At 71.3% G+C, this 16434-nt stretch carries 13 protein-coding genes; 7 read left to right on the forward strand and 6 right to left on the reverse strand.

The annotated features are described in order from the left end of the window. Window positions 1-87 precede the first annotated feature (87 nt). On the forward strand, window positions 88-1224 hold the full coding sequence (locus tag FH608_RS27250; RefSeq protein ID WP_139633432.1) for a M29 family metallopeptidase: 1137 nt from the start codon (window positions 88-90) through the stop codon (window positions 1222-1224). Here FH608_RS27250 and FH608_RS27255 read toward each other — a convergent pair. After that, window positions 1221-2354 (reverse strand): LacI family DNA-binding transcriptional regulator, encoded by a 1134-nt coding sequence (locus FH608_RS27255; RefSeq protein WP_139633433.1) that lies wholly within the window; start codon window positions 2352-2354, stop codon window positions 1221-1223. The genes FH608_RS27250 and FH608_RS27255 overlap by 4 nt on opposite strands. Before the next feature lie 178 nt (window positions 2355-2532). On the opposite strand from FH608_RS27255, the gene FH608_RS27260 reads away from it, so the two are divergent. Next, the gene (locus FH608_RS27260; RefSeq protein ID WP_139633434.1) at window positions 2533-3744 is read left to right on the forward strand and encodes an ABC transporter ATP-binding protein; all 1212 of its coding nucleotides are present in this window, start codon (window positions 2533-2535) and stop codon (window positions 3742-3744) included. Between the two features lie 195 nt (window positions 3745-3939). Here FH608_RS27260 and FH608_RS27265 read toward each other — a convergent pair whose 3' ends face one another. Both FH608_RS27265 and FH608_RS27270 read right to left on the reverse strand, forming a co-directional pair. Then, a complete protein-coding gene (locus FH608_RS27265; protein WP_139633435.1) occupies window positions 3940-4689 on the reverse strand; it encodes an SDR family NAD(P)-dependent oxidoreductase in 750 nt (249 codons plus the stop codon). 37 nt (window positions 4690-4726) lie between these two features. Then, a complete protein-coding gene (locus tag FH608_RS27270) occupies window positions 4727-5062 on the reverse strand; it encodes a carboxymuconolactone decarboxylase family protein (protein ID WP_139633436.1) in 336 nt (111 codons plus the stop codon). Between the two features lie 261 nt (window positions 5063-5323). Between FH608_RS27270 and FH608_RS27275 the strand changes: the two genes are divergently transcribed. The 3 genes from FH608_RS27275 (at window position 5324) to glnII (ending at window position 10253) form a co-directional block, all read left to right on the forward strand. Beyond that, a complete protein-coding gene (locus FH608_RS27275) occupies window positions 5324-6001 on the forward strand; it encodes a hypothetical protein (protein WP_139633437.1) in 678 nt (225 codons plus the stop codon). A gap of 10 nt (window positions 6002-6011) precedes the next feature. Further along, complete coding sequence (locus tag FH608_RS27280) at window positions 6012-9092, forward strand: AAA family ATPase (protein WP_139633438.1); 3081 nt, start codon at window positions 6012-6014, stop codon at window positions 9090-9092. A 141-nt stretch (window positions 9093-9233) separates the two neighbouring features. Next, entirely contained in the window at window positions 9234-10253 is a 1020-nt protein-coding gene (gene glnII, locus FH608_RS27285; protein ID WP_139633439.1) for a glutamine synthetase, read from the forward strand. A 70-nt stretch (window positions 10254-10323) separates the two neighbouring features. On the opposite strand, the gene FH608_RS27290 is transcribed toward glnII, so the two are convergent. From FH608_RS27290 to FH608_RS27300, 3 genes are all read right to left on the reverse strand, one after another. Continuing rightward, the gene (locus FH608_RS27290; protein WP_139633440.1) at window positions 10324-11862 is read right to left on the reverse strand and encodes an aldehyde dehydrogenase family protein; all 1539 of its coding nucleotides are present in this window, start codon (window positions 11860-11862) and stop codon (window positions 10324-10326) included. A gap of 61 nt (window positions 11863-11923) precedes the next feature. Continuing rightward, window positions 11924-12796, reverse strand: coding sequence for a UTP--glucose-1-phosphate uridylyltransferase (locus tag FH608_RS27295; RefSeq protein ID WP_139633441.1), 873 nt, complete (start codon window positions 12794-12796; stop codon window positions 11924-11926). Window positions 12797-12881: 85 nt separating this feature from the next. Beyond that, complete coding sequence (locus FH608_RS27300; protein WP_226899950.1) at window positions 12882-13427, reverse strand: cupin domain-containing protein; 546 nt, start codon at window positions 13425-13427, stop codon at window positions 12882-12884. Window positions 13428-13528: 101 nt separating this feature from the next. Here FH608_RS27300 and FH608_RS52980 point away from each other — a divergent pair, with 101 nt between their 5' ends. Then, a complete protein-coding gene (locus FH608_RS52980; protein WP_226899951.1) occupies window positions 13529-15100 on the forward strand; it encodes an SWIM zinc finger family protein in 1572 nt (523 codons plus the stop codon). Then, window positions 15097-16434, forward strand: a complete 1338-nt coding sequence (locus FH608_RS27315) for a DUF5691 domain-containing protein (protein WP_226899952.1) — start codon at window positions 15097-15099, stop codon at window positions 16432-16434. Before FH608_RS52980 ends, FH608_RS27315 begins: the two co-directional genes overlap by 4 nt.

The raw sequence follows: 16434 nt of genomic DNA on the forward strand, positions 1-16434 counted from the left end.
GGCAGGCGATTTCCGTAATCGCGTGATTTCTCTGCGTAATGGGTATCCATAGGAGTCATGGGCCCGATGTCCCACAGGGAGCACGCGATGACCACCAATCCGTACGCCGGATCGCCCTTCGGCTACGCTGCCGAGCCGGCGGTGGGGCCCTACTCGATCGTGGAGCTGATGCCCGGCGTCCGCAACCTGCTCGACTACGCGGGGGTGGCGGCGGGCGAGCGGGTGCTGCTGCTCATGGAGCACACCGTCGACCCGGTCGTCGTGCAGGCCGTCGCGGCGGCGGCGGCGCTGCGTGACGCCGACGTGCGCATCCTGTCGGTGCCGCCGTTCAGCGCGGGCGGCTGGGACCGGCAGGCCTCGCTCCGGATCGAGACCGCCGCCTTCCACGAGGCCGACGTCGTGATCAGCGGCACCTGGTGGGGCGAGGTGCACACGGCGCCGCTCTTCTTCGACCAGATCAAGTCGCGCACCGCCCGGTGGCTGTCGCTGCACATGACGGCCACGGCGGGCGCGCTGATGACCGGGGGGCGGCTGCCCGCCGAGGTCTTCTACGCGCTGCTGCGCCGCGCGCTGCGGCAGCTGTCGCCGGCGCGGACGATCAGGATGACCTCCGGCGGGGGGACCGACGTGACGTTCTCGGGCCTGACCTTCGACCCCGACCCCGGCGCGATGCGGCCCGGCGACTGGCGGCCCTTCCCGTACGGCGGGGCCAACTTCTGGCCGGACGACACCGAGGGCGTCATCGTGATCGAGGACTCCACCGTCACCGGCGTGCCGGAGGAGCCCGTGACCCTCACCCTGGAGGGCAACCAGGTCCGCAAGATCGAGGGCGGGGTGGCCGCCGAGCACCTGCGGCGTTACGCGCCCGAGGGCTACTACATGCGGCACGCCCTGCTCGGGCTCAACCCGAAGGTGCGGGTGTCCGGCGGCACCCAGTTCGAGCGGGAGAAGCACGCGGGCTCGTTCTACTGCGGCATCGACGGCCTGACCGGCGGGATGCCGGTCACGACCGGCCCGGGCTTCGCGCACTGCGACTGCCAGTTCGACCGGCCCACCGTGCTCGTGGACGGCGAGCTGTTCATCGAGAAGGGGCGCCTGCTGATGCTGGACGACCCGGAGATCCGGCAGGTCGCGGAGCGGTTCGGCCCGCCTGAGATGATCCTCGACGACAACCCGGTCATGGTCCTGCCGCGCCGCCACACCGGCGCCGCCCGCACCGCCTAGCGGCGCGGGCCGCAGCTGCCCCTGATGATGAGCTCGGTCGGCAGCACCACGCCGCGCTGCTTCCTGCCGCCCGTCCTGAGCACGAGCTCCGCCGCCCGGTAGCCCATGTCGCGGCCCGGCTGGGCGATCACCGTCAGTGGCGGGGAGCACAGCTCGGCCCAGGGCACGTCGTCGTACATCACCAGCGAGACGTCCTTCGGCACCCGCAGATCCAGCTCCCTGGCCGCGAGCACGGCCGCCTCGCCGAGCACGTTGCCCCCGGCGACCACGGCCGACAGGTCGGGGCGGCTCTGGAACAGGCCGGAGGCGGCGGCGTAGGCGGAGTCGCGGCTGCCGGTGCCGAACACGACCAGCTCCTCGTCCACCGGCGCCCCCACCGCCTCCCTGAACGCGGCGGCCCGCCGGTCGTGGCCGGGACCGCCGAGGAAGGCGATGCGCTTGTGGCCGAGGCCGCGGAGATAGCGCACGGCCGTGCGGATGCCGGCCCGGTCGTCGGCCACCACGGCGGGCACGTCGAGCGGTCGGGCCTGGGACGCGGCGTCGAGCGGGCGGGCCTGGGGAGCGGGGGCGATGCCGTCGAGCGCCATGAGGTCGCTGACGGACGCGGCCCCGCTCCCCTCGTGGACGGGACCGGCGGCCGGCCCGGCAGTCGGCCCGGCGGGCGGCTCGGGGGACGGCTCGACGGGGAAGCGGTCGGCGAAGACCACCGTCATGCCCGCGCGGATCGCCGGCACCCACGTCTCCGCGTCTCCCGACGGCACGGCGATCAGGCGGTCGACGCTCTGCTCCAGCAGCATGCCGATCATGTCGGCCTCCTGCTCGGGGTCGCCGCCCGTGGAGCCGAGCACGACCGGCTCGCCGGCCGACCTGGCGCAGGCGAGCACGCCCTCGGCCAGCTGGCCGTAGAAGGTGTCGGTCAGGTCGGGGACGAGCAGCCCCATGCCGCCCGTGCGGCGTTGGCGCAGGTTGCGGCCGAGCGCGCTGGGGCGGTAGTCGAGCTGGGCGGCGACCGCCAGCACCCGCTCCCTGGTCGCGGGACTGGCGGAGCCGCCCGACAGCACCCGGGAGACGGTCGCGACGCCGACTCCGGCCGCCACGGCCACGTCCTTGATGGTCGCCCGCTTCTCCATGGAAACGATTCCATCATGATTTCGCGAGAACGGGAAGTCTCACGCTTCGACAACGGCTGGTCACACGGCAACCCTTGACACCGATGTCCGTTTCGGGTGAGATGTTTGAAAACGTATCCACCTGAGTGGGCATCGGTAACAACATCCGGGCCACAGCCCTGGAGCGCGAAGGAATGTCATGGCATCCATCGTTCTGACGAACGTCGACAAGATCTACGCCGGTGGCGTGAAGGCCGTGAACGGGCTCAACCTTGAGATCAAGGATGGCGAGTTCATGGTGCTGGTCGGTCCTTCCGGTTGCGGTAAGTCGACCGCACTCCGGATGATCGCCGGCCTTGAGGACATCAGCGGCGGCGAGATCTCCATCGGTGACAAGGTGGTCAACCACCTGCCTCCCAAGGACCGCGACATCGCGATGGTCTTCCAGAACTACGCGCTCTATCCGCACATGACGGTCGAGGAGAACCTCGCCTTCGGCCTCAAGCTCCGCAAGATGCCCAAGCCGGAGATCCAGAAGCGGGTCAACGACGCCGCCAAGATGCTCGGCCTGGAGACCTACCTCAAGCGCAAGCCGGCCGCCCTCTCCGGTGGTCAGCGCCAGCGCGTCGCCATGGGCCGCGCCATCGTGCGTGAGCCGCAGGCGTTCCTCATGGACGAGCCGCTGTCCAACCTCGACGCCAAGCTCCGCGTCTCCATGCGCGCCTCGCTCAACCAGATGCACGAGCGCCTCGGCGTCACCACCGTGTACGTCACGCACGACCAGGTCGAGGCCATGACCCTGGGCGACCGGGTCTGCGTGCTCCGCGACGGCCTGCTGCAGCAGGTCGACACCCCGCAGAACCTCTTCGACAAGCCGGTCAACCTGTTCGTGGCCGGCTTCATGGGCTCGCCGTCGATGAACTTCGCCACCGCCGAGCTCGTCCGCGACGACGGCCCCGCCGTCTCCTTCGCCGGCATCAAGCTGCCGATCCCCGAGTCGACCTTCTCCGACAAGCCGGGCCTCGACCAGTACGTCGGCAAGAAGATCATCCTCGGCATCCGCCCGTCGGACTTCGAGGACTCGAGCTCCGCCGGCAACCACGCCAACGGCTGGGCCACGCTGCCGGTCAAGGCGGAGGTCACCGAGGAGCTGGGCTCCGAGATCAACGTGCTGTTCCTGATCGACGCCCCGCCGGTCGAGCACAAGGACACGGTCGCCGCCGCCGACGCGGGTGACGACGAGGAGGCCGCGCTGCCGCTGTCGGGCGACAAGTCCCTGTGGACCGCCCGCGTCAACGCCCGCAGCCACGTGCGCCCCGGCCAGAACATCGAGCTGGTCGTCGACACGCACAACCTGCACTTCTTCGACCCGTCCAGCGGCCTGTCGATCGGCCACGAGGCCAACCGCTAGACCCCACTCCAGACGGTGGCCGTCACCGTCTCCTGGTTCCCGGCCGTGAGCCGAGCTCACGGCCGCTCGGGCCCCCACCGCGACCCCCTCCCGCGGCGGGGGCCCGTTCCATGGGGCCCCTTCACGGAGCGGGGGCCGGGGCCCTTTCACGGAGCGGGGGGCCGGGGCCCTTTCACGGAGCCGTGGGGCGGGCCGTCAGCGGCCGATGGCCGCCGACACGCGGGCCTGCAGGCCGCGCGGCACGAGCCTGCCGATCGCCACGATGGCCTTGTAGCGCGGGTCGGGCACCGACACGCGCCTGCCGAGCGCGAGGTCGCGCATCGCCGCGCGCACCACGTCGTCGGCCTTCAGCCACAGGAACCCGGGGATGCCCGCGGTGTCCATCCCGGACCGCCGGTGGAACTCCGTCCGCACGAAACCCGGGCAGAGCGCCATGATCCTGATGCGCGGGTCGCCCACGTCGGCGGCGGCCGACTCGCTGAAGTTCACCACCCACGCCTTGGAGGCGCTGTAGGTGCCCCGCGGGAAGAACGCCGCCACGGACGCCACGTTGATGATCGCGCCCCGCTCGCGCTCGCGCATGCCGGGCAGCGCGGCCAGCGTCAGCCGCAGCACGGCCTCGCAGTGCACCTTGAGCATGCGCACCTCGTCCTCGACCGGCACGTCGGGGAAGCGGCCGGGGTTGCCGAACCCGGCGTTGTTCACCAGCACGTCGACGCCCTCCGCGAGCCGGGACTCGACCCTGGCCAGGCCCTCCTCGGTGGCGAGGTCGGCGGGCAGCACCTCGGAGCTCACGCCGTACCTGAGCTTGAGCTGACCCGCGGCGCCGGCGAGCCGGTGCTCGTCGCGGGACACCAGGACGAGCGAGAAGCCCTCGGCGGCCAGGCGCCGGGCGAAGGCGGCGCCGATGCCGGAGGTGGCGCCGGTGATCAGTGCGGTAGGCATGCCTGAACCTTAGCGCCGGGACGGGGAAGGGCGGTGCTCAGCCCGCCGGGCCCCCGCCATCCGGTGGTGTCCGCGCGACCCGCTCGATCAGCTTCTCGACCTGGTCGTTCAGCTTGGATCCCCGCGCCCAGCCGGCGTAGTGCGTGAGGAAGGCGGCCACCTCGCGCAGCTCGGTCTCGGAGAGCTCGCCCCCGCGCAGCGCGACGTCGAGCTGGATGTCCGTCTGCTCGTGCAGCCCGTCCCCGACGAGCAGCCCGAGGAGCAGGAGGCGGCGCTCACGCACCGTCAGGACGTGCCTCGACCAGAGGTCGGCGAACTGCCGCTCGGCAGTGAGGCCGAAGGAGTCGACGCTCTCCATCACGGGTTCGGTCATTGTGAGCTCCCGGGGCGGTCGGAAGGGATCCTCATATCTTTCGCTACTTCCTGAGTTGAACCAATGGGGGTTGCATGAACGTTGTAGTGACCTTTCACCACGGAGGGCGACACGGTAAGCAACCGTCCGTAATGGATCTGTAACAAGTAAAGCCAATGGACGGCCAAGATTTGGTCAAGATTTCTCATCGCACATCGGGCTCATTCCGCCTGAAAGCGGGCACAACAACTGCGTTGGTCCGCAAAGCGGAGGTAAGCCCTGGTGAAAAAAGCACGGGGTTTGATCGCGGTCACGGTCGCGGTCCTGATGCTGTCCGCGTGCGGGCAGCCCGATGTCCACTACGTACGTGACGAGGCGGGCACCACCTACTTCGCGGTTCCGTCGTCGTTCACCCAGCTCGACAGCGAGCCCATCGAGCAGTTCCTGTCCGGCGGCAACCCCAGCTCGGTGGCGGCGGCCGTACGCGCCCAGCGGGTCTGGTCGACGGCTTTCGACCAGGCCTCGCGGCCCTCGGTCGACCACCTGCTCGGCTCGCCGGACCCGTTCATCTACGCCACCGTCCACCAGCTCACCGAGGAGCAGCGGAACGCGGTCTCGCTCAACCGGCTGCGCGACTTCATCCTCCCGGTGACGGACCAGGTGCGCGAGCTCTACGCGCAGAAGGCCGCGGCGACCGGACAGCCGCTGCTGTTCACGAACTTCATGCTCATCAAGGACGAGGAGCTGACCCTGGAGGACGGCGCCAGGGGGGTCCGGGTGCGCTTCGAATACCAGATCGGTCAGGACATGCAGATGTTCGACCACACCGCCATCCTCGACGCGAAGGGTGCCACGGTCTCCGTCATGCTCATCGGCTGCGAGTCCGTCTGCTTCAGGAAGCGCGCCGCCGAGTTCGACAAGATCGAGAGTACGTTCAAGCTGCTGCGGCTGCCTGGATGAGGGAGCGTCAGTGACCACCACCGTGCACCATGAAGGGCTGCGCGCCCCCGGCAGCGGGCCTTCCGACCCCGAATCCGTGACCAGGAAGAAGATGCCGTTCTGGGACCGGAGCAAGTTCCTCATCGCCCTCGCGCTGGCCTACCTCGTCCTGACGTGGAAGGTGATGGCCGACTTCCCCGGCGTCGCCACGTTCCGGGGCGCCGCGCAGACGATCGCGTACGAGTACCAGTGGATCTTCTGGCTGCTCGGCGTCGAGGCCCTCCGGCAGCTGCACTTCCTCGTCAGCGAGCACTGGTCGGCCTACCACCGCCTGTGGAGCCACAGGATCTTCGGCGGCTTCGAGCGCTGGACGCACCGCCGCTTCGACGACTGGACGCGTTACCGCCTGTCCCGCGCGCTCAAGATCGCCTTCTTCGTCGTGCTGATCGCCCTGGTGCTGGGCGCGGTGCTGGACGTCAGCCCGTTCATGGCCGTCATGCAGGCGCCGGCGCTGCTGTGGAACGCGATGCCGTTCCTGATCCAGATCGTGTTCCTGTTCTTCGTGGTCATCATCCAGTTCGTCGGGCTGTTCTGGTTCCTGTCCAGGGGCGGGGTGGAGACGTACTTCCCCGACGACATCAAGACCCGCTTCCACGACGTGTGGGGGCAGGACCACGTGGTCGAGCGCGTCCGCGAGAACATCGTGTTCCTGGAGCGGCCCGACGAGATCGAGCGGCGCGGCGGATACGTCCCCAGCGGCCTGCTGCTGTGGGGGCCGCCCGGCACCGGCAAGACCCTCATGGCCGAGGCCGTGGCCGGCGAGACCGGCAAGCCGTACGTGTTCGTGGACCCGGGCGCGTTCACGAACATGTTCATGGGCATCGGCATCCTCAAGGTCAAGTCGCTGTTCAGGAAGCTGCGCAAGCTGGCGCTCCGGTACGGCGGCGTCATCGTCTTCTTCGACGAGGCCGACTCCCTCGGCAAGCGCGGCCGGCTCGCCCAGCAGGGCCCGCCCGGCCAGGGCGGCTTCTCCGGGCTGTCCGGCCACCACGGCTGCCACGGCCTCAACTACCTGTCCGACGAGACCCGCCAGGTGCTGGCCTTCCGCGGCGGCCCGGCCCGTCGCGCCGAGGAGGAGCCGGGCCTGCGCGACCGCTTCGTCATGGGCGGCGGCATGATGGGCAGCGGCGACCCCGGCACGCTGCAGGCGCTGCTCACCGAGCTGTCCGGGCTCAAGAAGCCGCGCGGCTTCTTCAACCGGCTCGTACGGCGGCTGCTCGGCATGCGCCCCAAGCCGCCCCCCAAATACCGCATCCTCGTCATGATGGCCACCAACCGCCCCGACGCGCTCGACGAGGCGCTGCTGCGGCCTGGCCGCATCGACCGCATCTACAAGGTCGGCTACCCGTCCAAGGCCGGCCGGGTGCGCACGTACCAGGGCTATTTCGACAAGGTGTGGCACGAGCTGACCGAGGAGCAGATCGACAAGCTCGCCACGATCACCCCGTACGCCACCGGCGCCACGATCAAGGACCTGGTCAACGAGTCGCTGATCACCGCCATCAGGGACGGCCGCGAGATCATCACCTGGTCGGACGTGCTGCGCGCCAAGCGGCTCAAGCAGCTCGGCCCGCCCGAGGACGTCGAGTACATCGAGCGCGAGCGGCACGCCGTGGCCGTGCACGAGGCCTGCCACGCCGTCGTGGCGTACGCGACCCGCTTCCACCTCGAGATCGACATCGCCACCATCGAGAAGGGCGCCGACTACCTGGGCATGGTCGCCTCCATCAAGCCGGAGGACCAGTTCACCCGGTGGAAGTCGGAGCACGAGGCCGACATCATGGTCTCCCTGGCCTCGCTGGCCGGCGAGCGGATGTTCTTCGGCGAGGACAACTCCTCGGGCGTCTCCGGCGACCTGTACTCCGCCACATACCTGACCGCCATGATGGAGTCGTACTGGGGGATGGGCTCCGGCGTCACCTCGCTGCCCGCGCTCCAGGAGCTGGAGATCATGGGCGGCAAGGCCATGCGCAAGGCGCGGCCCACGGGCGGCGCCATCGGCATCACCGACAGGGAGCCGGTCAAGGCCAAGCCCGACCTGACGCCCGACGTGCTGGGGGAGCGCATCGAGTTCAACCTGGTGCGGCTGCTGGAGAAGACCGAGGAGCTGCTGGAGGAGCACCGCAGGGAGGTGCTCTGCGTGGCGCACGCGCTGGAGACGCACAAGACGCTCAACGGCGACGACGTGGTGGCGATCATCCAGCGCCGGCCGGGGCCGCTCATCGACGGCACGATCTACGCCTCGGACGAGCTCTACCGGGAGCTGGAGGAGTACCACCGGGACGCGGCCAGGGCGCACAAGGAGCACAGCCGGATCGAGCGGGACCTGCCGGGGCACGCCGAGGAGCCGGAGGAGGCGGTCGCGTACGCCGGTCCCGGCGGGACGGCCGTCCAGCTGACGGCCCCTGGCGCCACGGTGCTCCAGGTGCCCCCCGCGGGTCCGGCGCTCCAGGTGCCTGTCACCGGCCCGGTCGTCCAGGCGCCGGCGGGAGGCCCGGCGGTCCAGATGCCACCCACGATTCCCGTCCCGGTCCCTGCTCCGGTGCCGGTCGCCGCGGACGGGGCCGACGAGCCGTCCGACCGGCCGGACTTCGTGCCGTGGGCGGCGCCGCAGCCCGTCGTCGTGGGCACCCCCGCCACGGCTCCCACCGGGCCTCCCGCGCCGCAGGCCACCCGGAGGCGCCGGCGGCTGAGCCGGGTCTGGCTCGTCGTCGCCAGCCTGCTCGGGCTGGTGGTGCTCTCGATCATCGCGGCGCTCGCCGTCACGGGCGCGGGCACGGGATCGGGCGACGGCGCGAACGCCGCTTCGGCCGGCGTGGCCTCTCCCGGGCTGCTGCTCGTGCTGTTCGTCCTGGTGGTCGCGGTGATCGTGGGGGCCGGGCTCGCGCTGGTCGCGGTCAAGGGCGTACGCGCGGCGCAGGCGAAGGCCGAACGCGAGCGCGACGAGGCCCACGCCCGTGCCCAGCTCCTGGCCGCCGCCATGGACCCCGACACGGCCATGCGGCTGCTCGGCTACGACGGCAACGGCAACGGAACGGGAGGCCGTACCTGACCCCACGGAACCGTTCACCAGCGTTAACACAGGCGGCCCCCGCTTAACACGGCGTTCACATTCGGGCAAAAACCGGGAAACGGCCATCCATAAGACTCGGCGTGGCTGTGAAACGGAAACACCCTGAGGAAAAGGACCGCCGTGAGCTACAAGGCTGAGTACATCTGGATCGACGGCACCGAGCCCACCGCTCTGATGCGCTCGAAGACGAAGATCCTCGCCGACGGCGCCGAGCCTCCGGTCTGGGGCTTCGACGGATCCAGCACCAACCAGGCCGAGGGCCACGCGTCGGACCGGGTGCTCCGCCCCGTGTTCAGCTGCCCCGACCCCATCCGCGGCGGCGACCACATCCTCGTCCTCGCCGAGGTCGAGGAGATCAACGGCGACCCGCACGTCAGCAACACCCGCGCGCAGCTCCGCCCGATCGCCGAGAGGTACGCCGAGCAGGACTCGTGGTTCGGCATCGAGCAGGAGTACACGTTCTTCAAGGGCAGCCGCCCGCTGGGCTTCCCCGAGGGCGGCTTCCCCGCGCCGCAGGGCCACTACTACTGCGGCGTGGGCGCCGAGGCCGTGTTCGGCCGCGACATCGTCGAGCTCCACCTCGACCGCTGCCTCGCCGCCGGCCTGAAGATCTCCGGCATCAACGCCGAGGTCATGCCCGGCCAGTGGGAGTTCCAGGTCGGCCCGGCCGGTCCGATCGAGGTCGCCGACCACCTGTGGGTCGCCCGCTACCTGCTCTACCGGACGGCCGAGGAGTTCGGCGTGGAGGCCACGCTCGACGCCAAGCCCGCCCGCGGCGACTGGAACGGCGCCGGCGCGCACACCAACTTCTCCACCCGCGCCATGCGCGAGGGCTACGACGCCATCATCACCGCCTGCGAGGCGCTCGGCGAGGGCGACAAGCCGATGGAGCACGTCTCCCAGTACGGCGCCGACATCGAGCTGCGCCTGACCGGCCACCACGAGACCGCCCCGTGGAACAAGTACACCTACGGCGTCTCCGACCGCGGCGCGTCCGTGCGCATCCCGTGGCAGGTCGAGACGGACAAGAAGGGCTACATCGAGGACCGCCGCCCCAACGCCAACATCGACCCGTACGTCGTCACCCGCCTGCTGGTGAACACCTGCTGCTCGGCCCTGGAGAAGGCCGGCCAGGTCTGACCGCCCGAGCGGAGAAACGAACGGGCCCCTCGTTACCGAGGGGCCCGTTCTTGCATCGAGACGAGACTCATTATGGCAGCCGGAAGGCCAGATCGGGCTCGATTTCCGCGACATCCATCTGGGCTTTCTGCAGGCGGCCCGAATGATCCCAGTTCATCGCCTGCCAGCGGGTGAACTGGTCGAGCACCCACATGCCCGACTGGCGGCTGCCGTTGCCCGACTTGCCGTTGCCGCCGAACGGCAGGTGGGCCTCGGCGCCCGAGGTGGAGTTGTTGACGCTGACCATGCCCGCCGAGATGCCCTCGCGGAAGCGGAAGGCGTGCTGCGGGTCGGTGGTGTAGATGGAGCTGGACAGGCCGTAACCGGGCAGGTTGGCCAGCTCGATCGCCTCGTCGAGGGTGGTGAACGTGGTGACGCCGACGATCGGGCCGAACGTCTCCTCCAGGAAGAGCCGATCGTCGGGGCGCACGCCGTCGACGATGACCGGGTGGTAGTAGAGCCCCTGCTCTCCGTCGAAGTCGCGGTGCGGGGCCTCCTTCGTGATCTTCCCGGTCTTCCCCGGCAGGACCTGGTGGTGGGGCTGGATCCAGGTCAGGTACTCCTCGTACCGGTCGGCGAACTTCTGGTCGAGCAGCGGCCCCGCCAGGACGTCCTCCTCGGGGTGGCCGATCCGCGACTCGCGCACCGCCCGCGCGAACCGCTCCACGAACTCGTCGTGCACGCTCTCGTGGACGATCACCGTGCCGAGGCTCGTGCAGCGCTGCCCCGCCGTGCCGAAGCCCGAGAACAGCGCGCCCTCCACGGCCAGGTCGAGGTCGGCGTCCGGCATGATCACCATCGGGTTCTTGCCGCCCAGCTCCAGGCAGGCCGACTGCAGGTGCCGCCCGGCGAGCTCGCCGATGCTCCTGCCCACCTCGCTGGAGCCGGTGAACCCGACCTTCTGCACGCTGCCCTCGCCGAGCGCCCGCTCCAGCCCCTCGAACGTCTGCGCGCCGTCGGCGAACACGATGTTGAGCACGCCGTCGGGCAGCCCGGCGGCCACGAAGAGCTGGAACATGGCGTGCGCGGACGCGGCGGCGTACTCGGCGGGCTTCCAGACGACGGCGTTGCCGCAGAGCAGGGCCGGGACGAGGTACCACGAAGGGACGGCGACCGGGAAGTTGCCGGCGGTGACGACCGCGGCCACGCCGATCGGGTTGCGGAACGTGAACAGGTTCTTGTCCGGCATCTCGGACGGGACCGTCTGCCCGTACAGCCGGCGGCCCTCACCCAGGAAGAAGTCGCACGTGTCGACGATCTCCCGCACCTCGCCCAGGGCCTCGGCGTACGGCTTGCCGATCTCCTCGGTCACCAGGTGCGCCAGCCGCTCGGCGTTGGCCTCGACCAGCCGCCCGATGGAGGCGATCACCCGCCCGCGCACCGGGGCGGGCACCTTGGCCCACTCGCGCTGCGCCTCCTTGGCGGTGCGGCAGGCGGCCGCGAAGGTGCCGGCGTCGGCCAGACCGACCTGGGCCACGACCTCGCCGGTGCGCGAGGGGTTGGTCGACGCGTACGTGGCGGCGGCCCCCGCCTCCTTGCCACCCACGACGGAAACGATTTGACGGCTCACCGGCGTCCTCCTCATAGTTCCTCCGGACAGACAATCATCTCGCCGGAAAAAACCCAAGGCGTCAGCCGCTCTCCCGGGCGAGTTCCCGCAGCTCCGGCCCGAACACCGGATGCGCCAGCGCGGCGGCGAACTGGGCCTTGAGGTAGTTGAGCGGCGAGCCGGTGTCCCACCAGGTGCCGTCGATGACCTGCCCGTACACCGGGTGCCCGGCGGCGTGCCGGTGCAGGGCGTCCGTGAGGTAGATCTCGCCCTTCGGGTTCTCGTGCCACCTGCGCGTCTGCTCCTGCAGCTCCTCGACGACGCCGGGAGTGACGACGTAGCCGCCGATGGCGGCGTACCGCGAGGGCGCCTGCTCGGGGGACGGCTTCTCCACCAGCCCGGAGATCAGCAGGCGCCCGCCGCCGAGGTCCTCCTTGACGACCGGCACGCCGTAGCGAGACGCGTCCTCGACCGCCATCGGCATCAGGGCCAGCACGGGGGCGCCGGTGGCCTCGTACGCGGCCTTGAGCTGCTTGGCCCTCGGCACCTCCGCCACGAACACGTCGTCGGCCCACAGCACCATGAACGGCTCGTCGCCGATGACGCGGGCGGCGTTGAGCACGGGCGTGCCGTTGCCGTACGGGCCGTTCTGGTAGAGGTACGTGATGTGGGCCAGCGACGACAGCTCGGCCACCGCGTCGGCCAGGTCGTCCTTGCCGGCGGCGCGCAACTGGAGCTCGAGGTCGGCGTCGGGGGCGAAGTGGCGCTGGATGAGGTCCTTGCGCGGCGAGGTGACGATGGTGATCTCGTCGATGCCGGAGTCCACGAGCTCGCGGATGGTGTGCTCGATGACCGGCTTGTCGCCGATGGGCAGCATCTCCTTGGGCAGCGCCCTGGTCAGCGGCAGCAGCCGCGTGCCGAGGCCGGCGACGGGGATGACGGCTTTGTGGACCATGCGTCTCTCCTTGATCGAGCGGCGTGATCCAGCCCGACGTTACCCGAGCCGTTTCACGCGCTCGTCAGGCGGTGGCGGCCATGGGTCAGGCGGTGAAGTCGGCGAAGTCGAAACCCGGCGAGACGACGCAGCTCACCAGCACCGGCTCGTCGGAGGCGGGGCGGGCCGACTGCCACACGCCGCCGGGCACCACCGCCTGCGGCACCTGCCCCTGCTCCACCAGCGGCCCCAGCGTGATCGTCTCGTCGCCGACCGTCAGGCTCAGCGGGCCGCCGCGGTGCCACAGCCAGACCTCGTCCGACCTGACCACGTGCGGCACCGACTCCTCGCCCGGCTGCAGGAGGAAGTAGATGCCGGTCGCGCTCGCCCGCGGTCCCGCGTACCCGTCCGGCTCGAACGTCACGGGGGACCTCCACGTCTCCCTGAACCAGCCGCCCTCAGGGTGGGGCAGCAGGTCGAGGGCCGCTGCGACGGGCGGGCGCTCGACGAACGCGACGGGGGCGCCGGTGACGTCCCTGCGCAGGAAGCGGTCGCCGTCCAGGACGAGCTGGCCGTCCAGCGGGCTCGCCAGGGCCGCCGCCTCGTCGGGCACCTCGACGGAAGGGCCGTGGGGGTAGATCCGCAACTCCACCCGCCCCATTTTACGGCGATAAATAACCATAAAAACGGACACAGTCGGCACCTCGTGGAGACGGCCCCGAATTGTCGGTCAGGGTGGCTAGTCTGCGGCAGGTGATCGAACGGTGGAGCCGTGACCAGGTGCTCGCCCTCGCCCCCGACGCGTCGTCCCAGAAGGCGGCGCAGGGGGTGTCGGCGGCCGGGAAGTGGCCGGTGCGCGGCACGACGGGCACGCTCTTGTACGGCGAGTGCAAGGGCAGCGGGGCGCGACCCTATCTCGCCTGCGTCGACCTGACCGAGCCCGCCTACCGGTGCAGCTGCCCGAGCAGGAAGTTCCCGTGCAAGCACGCGCTGGGGCTGCTGCTCCTGTGGTCCGCCGGCGAGGTGCCGGAGGAGCGGGCGGCGCCGCAGTGGGCGACGGAGTGGGCCGAGGCCCGCGCCGAACGCGCCGCCAAGGCGGCGGCCAAGATCGAGGCCATCCGCGCCAGGAACGCCCCGGACACGATCGCCGACCAGCCCGCCGCCACGTCACCCGAGCCCGCAGCCGCAGACGTCTCCGGGCGGGGCGCCACCGACGCGCGCACCGCCGACTCCGCCGGCCCAGCACCCGAGACCGCCGCCACGGGCCACGGGGCCTGTCGCGAGCTCCCGCTGGCCGCCTCCGACGAGGGTAGCGGTGGATCCGGTGAGGCGACGCCGGGGATCGCCGGTGCGAGCGATGGCGGGTTGGGCGGGTCGGCACCCGAGCCCATCGGCGCGGGCGGGGCGGGGCCGTCCAGGGAAGCGTCGCGGGTGGAGGGGACCCCCGCGCGGCACGCGCGGGTCGCCGCCGGGCTGGGCGAGCTGGAGCGGTGGCTGGCCGACCAGCTCCGGCAAGGGCTGGCGCAGGCGGCCGAGCACGAATGGGAGGGGTTGGCCAAGCGGCTCATCGACGCCCAGGCGCCGGGCGTGGCGGGCGTCGTGTCCAGGCTGGCCCGGGTCCGGGCCGACGACGACTGGCCGGGGCGGCTGCTGGAGGAGTACGCGCTGCTCCACCTGCTGGCCGCCGCCTACCGGCGGCGCTCGGACCTGCCGGCCCCGCTGGCCGACACCGTGCTGATCCGGGTCGGATTCCCCGTGACGCGGGAAGAGGTGCTGGCCGGGCCCGTGGTGCGCGACCAGTGGGACGTGCTGGGGAGGCGGGATGACGTGCAGGACCAGCTGACCGCCCGGCGGGTGTGGCTGCGAGGGCGCCACACCGGACGGGCGGCGCTGGTTCTGTCGTTCGCGCCGCCGGGCCAGTCGCTCGACGCCTCCCTCGTCACGGGGACGGTGATCGACGCCGACCTCGCCTACTACCCGGGCGCCGCCCCCTTGAGGGCACTGGTCGCCGTCCGCCGCGACCCCTCCCAGGACGCCCCCACCGGGGGAGCCCCACCAGGGGTGCCGCCGGAGGAGGCGCTCGACGAGGTGGCCGGGGCGCTGGCGGAGGACCCGTGGACCGAGTCGTGGCCGCTGGTCCTGGCCGGCGTGGTACCCGGGCGGAGCTCGATCGGCGGCCTCCCGCTGCACCCGGCCGCCCGTGACCCCTGGCGGCTGATCGCCGTCTCCGGCGGCCGGCCGCTCACCGTCGCCGCCGAGTGGACGCCGCGCGGCCTGCGACCCCTGACCACCTGGGACGACGACGACAGGGCGGTGATCCTTTGACCGGGTGGGAGGAGCTGGCATCGACGGCGCTCGTGGGCACCGATCGCCGGCCGTACCGAGGAAGTCTGCTGGAAGCGGCGGCCGTCGAGGTGGCGCGGCACCGGGCCGGAGGCAAGCCGGGGGAGGCGCGGCTCCAGGAGCCGGCGCCGCACGAGGAGCGGGTGGCCGTGGGCAGGCGGGCGGCCGGACGGCTGGCGCGGATCATGGGCGGCGAGCACGAGCGGTTGCTGCCCGAGTGGCTGGCCGCGGCGGCGGGCACCGGCCGGCGGGTGCCCGCGTACGTGCTGCCCGAGCTGCTGGAGCGCGGCCGGCGCGACCGGTCGATCCGGGTGCATCTGGGGGTGCTGGCCGGGCAGCGGGGCCGGTGGCTGGCCGGGCTCAACCCGGCCTGGGGCTACCTCCTCGAGGAGCCGACCGGCGAGACGTGGGAGCTGGGCGGCGCCGCCGACCGGCGGGCGCACCTGCGTGCCCTCAGGACCGCCGATCCGGCGGAGGCCAGGCGGCTGCTGGAGAGCACGTGGGAGCGGGAGACGCCCGACGACCGGGCGGAGTTCGTGGAGCTGCTGGCCGACGGGCTGAGCATGGACGACGAGCCGTTCCTGGAGAGCGCGCTCGACGACCGCCGCAGGGAGGTGCGCCAGGCGGCCGCCAACCTCCTGACCCGCCTGCCCGGGTCGCGCATGTCCCAGCGCATGGCCGAACGGGCGCGCGCCTGCGTGGCCGTGGCGGGAAACGTCATCACGGTCGAGGCCCCCAAGACGTGCGACAAGGCGATGGAACGCGACGGCATCCGCCCCAAACCGCCCAGAGGCATCGGCGAGCGGGCCTGGTGGTTGCAGCAGGTGCTCGCCCGCGCCCCGCTGGCGACCTGGGGCCTGCCGCCCGCGCGGCTGCTGGAGATGAGGATCCCCGACTGGGACGCCGAGGTGAAGGCCGCCTGGGTGCGCGCCGCCGTGCTCCAGAAGGACCCGGAGTGGGCGCGGGCGATGTTCGGGTGGGATCCGATCGCGGACCTGCTGGAGTCCCTGCCGCCTGACGAGCAGCAGGAGCTCGCTGCTGATTTCGTGAAAAAGCATGATGTGGACAGCCAGCTGATCATGGTGCTGGGCGGGGTGTCGTCCCACTGGCGCGAGGGCCTGGCCACGGCCGTGCTCCACAAGATCGTGAGGGTGGCCGCCACGCAGCCGTGGAACCTCGGCGAGCTGGTCAAGCTGGCCGGCGAGCGCATCGACCCGGCCCTGTTCCCGCTGGTCCTGAGCTATTCACCCGCGGAGTCCGTCCAGCAGGTGGCGGCCCTGCTGCGGTTCCGCGCCGACATGTACAAGGAGCTTTGA

Origin of the sequence: Nonomuraea phyllanthi (assembly GCF_006334985.2) — a bacterium.
GTDB classification, from domain to species: Bacteria; Actinomycetota; Actinomycetes; order Streptosporangiales; family Streptosporangiaceae; genus Nonomuraea; species Nonomuraea phyllanthi.